1 protein-coding gene and 1 pseudogene are annotated in these 630 nt (G+C 70.5%); one reads left to right on the top strand and one right to left on the bottom strand.

The genetic code is table 11. From position 1 onward, the window contains the following. Positions 1–294 (top strand): annotated as a pseudogene (locus tag BN903_RS04175) (hypothetical protein); the annotation flags it as partial. A 25-nt stretch (positions 295–319) separates the two neighbouring features. Here BN903_RS04175 and BN903_RS04170 read toward each other — a convergent pair. Beyond that, on the bottom strand, positions 320–630 hold a 311-nt coding region (locus BN903_RS04170; protein WP_048076534.1), incomplete at its 5' end, for an aminotransferase class I/II-fold pyridoxal phosphate-dependent enzyme.

Raw genomic sequence — 630 nt, 5'->3', positions numbered from 1 at the left:
GAGCGGATGGAGGCGATCCTTCGGGCGAGGCTCGTCGGTCCCAGAATCGGGTCCGACGAGCTCTCGGCGGAGGCCGACCGGATCCTCCGACGGGCGGCGACCGACGAGTACGCTGAGACGTACCCGTACTCCGACGCGTACGTCGAACTGCTCCGGGCGCTCGACGCGCGCCCCTACATCGACGGAAACGTCCGAAAGGACGGCGGCGGCGTTGAGACCGGCGAGGAGATGATCCGGCACGACGAGGAGTACTACGAGCGCTACCTCCGAATTCTGGACGAAGGGGACGACTGACCGGGCGAGTCGGTTCGAGCCCGCCTCAGCGCGTCGCCTCGTACGCCTCGCCCATCACGTCGAGCGCCTCGCGGAGCTGCGCCTCGTCGGTCGCGTACGAGATCCGCGCGTGGCCCGCTCCGCCCTCGCCGAACGCCTCGCCGGGGACGACGACCACGCCGCGGTCGAGACACTCGTCGACGAACCCGTCGGGGACGCGGGGCATCGCGTAGAACGCTCCCTGCGGCGTCGGACAGTCGAGACCGATCTCGTCGAAGCCGTCGAGGAGGAGGTCTCGCCGACGCCGGAAGGAGGCGGTCATCTCCTCGACCACGTCGCGGTCGCCGCGCAGCGCGG

The organism is Halorubrum sp. AJ67, assembly GCF_000513435.1.
The sequence above is the reverse complement of the archived record's forward strand: the minus strand, read 5'-3'. Positions and strand labels throughout refer to the sequence as shown.